The 5,582-nt window shown below is 49.4% G+C and carries 6 protein-coding genes; 2 read left to right on the plus strand and 4 right to left on the minus strand.

From position 1 onward, the window contains the following. Positions 1–369 (plus strand): hypothetical protein (locus ACTHSP_RS17165; RefSeq protein WP_440346526.1); only part of this gene is annotated, 369 nt, incomplete at its 5' end. 46 nt (positions 370–415) lie between these two features. Here the strand turns inward: ACTHSP_RS17165 and ACTHSP_RS17170 are convergent. Both ACTHSP_RS17170 and ACTHSP_RS17175 read right to left on the minus strand, forming a co-directional pair. After that, positions 416–1,132 (minus strand): S-methyl-5'-thioinosine phosphorylase, encoded by a 717-nt coding sequence (locus ACTHSP_RS17170; protein ID WP_049328661.1) that lies wholly within the window; start codon positions 1,130–1,132, stop codon positions 416–418. A 66-nt stretch (positions 1,133–1,198) separates the two neighbouring features. After that, the gene (locus ACTHSP_RS17175; RefSeq protein WP_440346527.1) at positions 1,199–2,269 is read right to left on the minus strand and encodes an AI-2E family transporter; all 1,071 of its coding nucleotides are present in this window, start codon (positions 2,267–2,269) and stop codon (positions 1,199–1,201) included. Positions 2,270–2,472: 203 nt separating this feature from the next. Between ACTHSP_RS17175 and purM the strand changes: the two genes are divergently transcribed. After that, positions 2,473–3,507, plus strand: a complete 1,035-nt coding sequence (gene purM / locus ACTHSP_RS17180) for a phosphoribosylformylglycinamidine cyclo-ligase (protein WP_049351030.1) — start codon at positions 2,473–2,475, stop codon at positions 3,505–3,507. Positions 3,508–3,582: 75 nt separating this feature from the next. Here the strand turns inward: purM and ACTHSP_RS17185 are convergent, their stop codons facing one another. Together ACTHSP_RS17185 and ACTHSP_RS17190 are read right to left on the minus strand one after the other, a co-directional pair. Beyond that, positions 3,583–4,794, minus strand: coding sequence for an acetate kinase (locus ACTHSP_RS17185; protein WP_049351031.1), 1,212 nt, complete (start codon positions 4,792–4,794; stop codon positions 3,583–3,585). 212 nt (positions 4,795–5,006) lie between these two features. After that, a partial coding sequence (locus tag ACTHSP_RS17190) for a PrpF domain-containing protein (RefSeq protein WP_440346528.1) occupies positions 5,007–5,582 on the minus strand: 576 nt, incomplete at its 5' end.

Raw genomic sequence — 5,582 nt, forward strand, 5'->3', positions numbered from 1 at the left:
CCTAAAGGCTTGTTGGTGCAAAAAGGCTGGAATATTTGGCTTTATGGCGATATCGAACTGCATTTCTCCGACAATCGTTTAACACAGATTCGTGCTGATTTTCAGCCTGATGCTGCATTAAGCGGAGGCCGTTGGGTAAAGTTGAATCCGTGGTTTTTTGCAAATGGCTGCCTTGATGTTTATGCCGTCATTCAGCGCTTGGTGCAACGCAATATTGATTTTATTAAAACGGAAACGCATACCAATTTGATTTTGCAGCTGCAAAGCGGGGTTGAATTAATTTTTGAAAAATGTCGGGGCATGCAACTTGCTTCGTTCCGCAAACAAAAAGCCTCCCTGCCCCATTGGGCGCGTGAAACGGCTTCTTAAATAAAACAATGCCGTCTGAAAACATCATTTCAGACGGCATTATCAGTTACAAACCATTCAATAATCGTCGGATTTTCGTCATTGTCATAGAAACCTGTTCGTTACAGCCGTCATTTCCTTTTCCATTATCAAAGCAATCAATGCTGCTGACACTGCAAAAGTGGGCATAGGCCATTTTTAACTCCCTAGCCAAAACGGCTTCGGGCATGCCGGTCATACCGAGTACATCTACGCCGTCACGTCGATAACGGACGATTTCTGCGCGGGTTGGACGACGTGGGCCTTGCAAGCAGCCATAAACGGCGGAGTCGTAAATCGGCACATTGTGCGCTTTCGTGATATTCAACAATTCTTGTCGCAATTCACCGCAATAAGGGTTGAAAAAATCGGTATGGACAACCGGACATTCTTGGCCTTCAAAAAAAGTATCTTTACGGCCATAGGTATAGTCGATCAAATCATCCGGCAACACCAAACTGCCGTTTTCAAAATCGGGATTGATACCGACGACTGAAGAAATGGCAATGATGTTTTCAACGCCTAAAGAATGTAACGCCCAAATATTGGCGCGGTAGTTGATTTCATGCGGCGCGATGGTATGGCTGAAGCCGTGTCTGGCAAGGAAAACAATATCCAAGCGCCCCAACCTGCCGAACAAAATAGGGCTGCTGGTTAAGCCGTATGGGGTGCGTACGATTTTTCGTTCAGTAATTTCGAGTTCCGGCAGTTTGGTCAAACCGCTGCCGCCGATAATGGCTAACATATAGACTTCCTTTGTTATCAATGGCCGTCTGAAACTTGGATTTCAGACGGCCTTAATATTATTGATTTATTTATGTTTGTAGAAACGGCTGCCGAAATAGGTAGATGCACCTTCACGCAATAAAACCAATGTTACGGCGGCAAGCGGCAGACCGGCAAGCATACCGACAAAGCCCATCAGTTGTCCGAAAGCCATCAACGAGAAAATCACCCAGAAAGGCGACAAACCTATGCGGTCGCCGACGATTTTAGGCGTAATGAAAAAGCTTTCCAAGAATTGTCCGACACCGAATACAGCCCAGACCATCAACAAGCCCTGCCATGAGCCATATTGCAAAAGCGCAGCAACTGTTGCCAGTAAAAGGCCGGTAAATGCGCCCAAATACGGAATAAATACCAAAATACCGGCAATCATACCGATGGCAAAGCCGGAATCCAAACCGACCAGCATCAAGCCCAAGCCATAAACCAAGCCCATAATCATCATAACCATCAGCTGGCCGCGCAGAAACTCGCCTAAAACTTCGTCCATATTGCCACTGATACGCGTGTAGGTCTCGATAAAACGACGCGGAACCAATTTGCTGATTCCGGAAGACCAATGTTTCCAATCCAACAAGAAGTAATACAGCAGCAAAGGCAACAACACCAAATTGCTGACGCCGCTGATGACGTTGCCACTTTGACGCATCAAGGTCGGAATCCATGCTTTGAGCGTATTGCTTAACTCATCCGTATGCGACTGCAACCATGCGATGATTGATTCTTGATCGATTTGAATATAATCCCCGCTGACGCTGTTGAGCCACGGCAGCAGTTTGTTTTGAACAAAGCCTACGATTTGCGGCAGGCGTTCGGCCAGATTGTTAAACTGGTTCAACAACATAGGTACGATAATCAGTACCAACGACAGCAATACCAGTAAGGCAAACGCCATAATAATCATAGAGGCCGGCGCGCGGCGGATACGCTTCAATTGCAGCCACTCGACCAAGGGATTCAAAACATAGGCCAAAACGGCGGCCACAATAAACGGCGTCAAAACATCGCCCAAGGCATATAAAAGCCAAATAAAGGCTGCGATGACGCAAGCCATAATAATCCACGGTTTTGCGCCGCGCGTTCTCTTTTGATACATAAAAAGGTATTCCCCAAATTGATGCTTAAGGTTTTCAAAATCAATAAGCAGTATAACAGATTCACAAAGGCCGTCTGAACGCGCGAGGCTATTAAGATAAAATAAAAATTGTTGACAATAATGCCAAAAAATTCAGCCTGAATCCTCCAATTTAAGATAAAATACGCTCCGACAATCTACCCATACCCGAATAAGGAAATCCAATGAGCACTTCTTTGAGCTATCGTGACGCAGGCGTGGATATCGACGCAGGCGATCAACTGGTCGAAAACATCAAACCTTTTGCCAAGCGTACAATGCGCCCTGAAGTGTTGGGTGATTTGGGCGGTTTCGGCGCTTTGGTCGAAATCGGCAAAAAATACAAAAATCCGGTATTGGTTTCCGGTACGGACGGCGTCGGCACCAAGCTGAAACTGGCATTCGACTGGGATAAACACGATACTGTCGGTATCGATTTGGTTGCCATGAGCGTCAACGACATTTTGGTTCAAGGTGCTGAACCTTTGTTCTTCTTGGACTATTTCGCTTGCGGCAAGCTGGATGTTGCCCGCGCGACTGATGTGATTAAAGGCATTGCCCAAGGCTGCGAAGAATCCGGTTGCGCTTTGATTGGCGGTGAAACTGCCGAAATGCCGGGCATGTATCCCGAAGGCGAATACGACTTGGCCGGTTTTGCTGTCGGCGTGGTTGAAAAAGAACGCGTCATCAACGGCCGCAGCATTCAGGCCGGAGACGTTGTTTTGGGCTTGGCTTCCAACGGCGCACACTCCAACGGCTACTCTTTGGTACGCAAAATCATCGAGCGCGACGACCCCGATTTGGATGCGGAATTCGACAACGGCAAAACCTTGCGCGAAGCCATCATCGCCCCTACCCGCCTGTATGTAAAACCTATCCTTGCCGCTTTGGAAAAATTCACCATTAAAGGCATGGCCCATATTACCGGCGGTGGTATTACCGAAAACGTACCTCGCGTTTTGCCTGAAAATACCGTTGCACAAATCGATGCCAAAGCGTGGGAATTGCCTAAACTGTTCCAATGGCTGCAAAAAGCAGGCAATGTGGAAACCCAAGAAATGTACCGTACCTTCAACTGCGGTATCGGCATGGTTGTTATCATTGCCAAAGAAGATGCCGATGCAGTACAGGCATTCTTGAGCGAACAAGGCGAAACCGTTTACCGTTTGGGCGCAGTTCGTGAGCGCAATGGCGACGAACATCAAACCCAAGTGGCTTGATTAAGATGTAATTAAAAAAGTGCGGATAATGAATCCGCACTTTTTTATTGTTTATGGTCTAAGCAAATCTCCGCCCTAGCCTGCTTCTTCCATAAAACCGGCCAACTGAGCCGTATCGTGGGCAATCATCAGCTCTTCATTGGTTGGAACAACCAAAACAGCCGGCATAGAACCTGTCGGGCTGATGATACCGGAGTTGCCGTAGCGTTTGTCCATATTGGCTTTGGTGTCGATGTGCAGACCTAAGAAATCCAAGTAGGAAACGGTTTTGGCACGGATATTACGCGAGTTTTCGCCGATACCGCCGGTAAACACAAGCGCGTCAACGCCGCCACAAGCCACAGCCATCGAAGCAATATATTTGGCAAGGCGGTAAGTCATGACTTCCAAAGCCAAACGTGCGCCTTCATGACCTTCATCCGCGGCGATTTCCAAAGAACGGCAGTCGTTGGAGAGTTCGGAAATACCGAGCAAGCCTGATTTTTTGTTCAGCATTTCATCAACTTGGGCAACATCCAAACCGGCGTGTGAAGTCAGATAGCTGTATACGCCCGGGTCGATGTCGCCGCAGCGCGTACCCATTACCAAACCTTCGATCGGCGTGAAGCCCATACTGGTGTCAACGGATTTGCCGTTTTTGATGGCGGTAATGGATGCGCCGTTGCCTAAGTGGGCAATAATCATGCGGATCTCTTCCAACGGTTTGCCCAAGATGCGTGCGGCTTCAGGGGCAACGTAACGCATACTGGTACCGTGGAAACCGTAGCGGCGGAAGGCGTATTTTTTACGCAATTCGCGCGGAACGGCATAAGTGTAGGCGCGCTCCGGCATGGTTTGGTGGAATGAAGTATCCATCACGCCGACATTAGGCAGACCCGGGAAGTGCTCTTGCGCAGCCAAAATGCCGTTGATATTGGCAGGGTTATGCAGCGGGGCGAGCGGGATGCAGGCTTTCAGTTCGTCAAGGACGTCTTGGTCGATGAGGACAGACTCGTGATATTTTTCGCCGCCGTGGGCGATGCGGTGGCCGATGGCTTTGATGCGGTCGTGCAAGCCGTGTTTTTCCAGTTCGTTCAACAGCATACCCACTGCACCGGCGTGGCAGTTACGGCCGGTCAGGGGAACTTGGCGTTTGTTGCCGTCTTTGTTGAAAGTGATGACGGCTTCGGGCGTGGTCAGGCGTTCGCCAAGGCAACTTAGGACGACGCTGCCGCTTTTGCGGTCGATAACGGCGCCTTTGAGCGAGGAGCTGCCGCAGTTCAGAACGAGGATGAGTTGGTCGGACATGGTGTTTCTCCTTTGAATTTTGATTGTTTTTTTGGCTTCAGGCCGTCTGAAAAGAGCAAAAACATTTGAGAGCTTTCCAGATTGCCTTTGGTTTGGTGTTTAGTCAGGCTTCATGCCCAATCCTAATCTCCATTGCAGGTATCGCTACCCAACTAAAATCTGCTTATTTGGTTTTCAGACGGCCTTGTTTAATGGCGTGGCCGTCTGAAAACTTAAAAGCAATCTTCCGGCACTCGGACTTGTCCTTCCATAATCACGCGTGCGCTACGGCTCATAACTGCTTTGGTAGCCGTCCATTGCCCATCCTGACATTCAGCGGCGGCACCTACACGCAGCGTACCTGATGGATGACCGAAGCGGACTTCTTTACGCGCTCCGCCTCCGGCTGCAAGGTTGACCAGCGTTCCGGGCACGGCGGCGGCGGTAGCGATGGCAACTGAAGCGGTGCCCATCATGGCGTGGTGCAATTTGCCCATGCTCAGCGCGCGTACCAATAAGTCGATGTCGGCAGCTTTGACGTTTTTACCGCTTGAAGCGGTGTAATCGGCCGCAGGGGCGACAAAAGCGACTTTCGGAGTATGGGCGCGGGTGGCGGCTTCGGATACGTCGCTGATCAAACCCATTTTCAGCGCGCCATATGCGCGGATGGTTTCAAATTTTTCCAGGGCTGCGGCATCGTTGTTGATGTCGTCTTGCAACTCTTTGCCTGTATAGCCCAAATCTGCGGCATTCAGGAAAATGGTTGGAATACCGGCATTGATAAGCGTGGCTTTCAGACGGCCTATATT

It is taken from the genome of Neisseria sp. P0001.S005 (genome assembly GCF_051963715.1).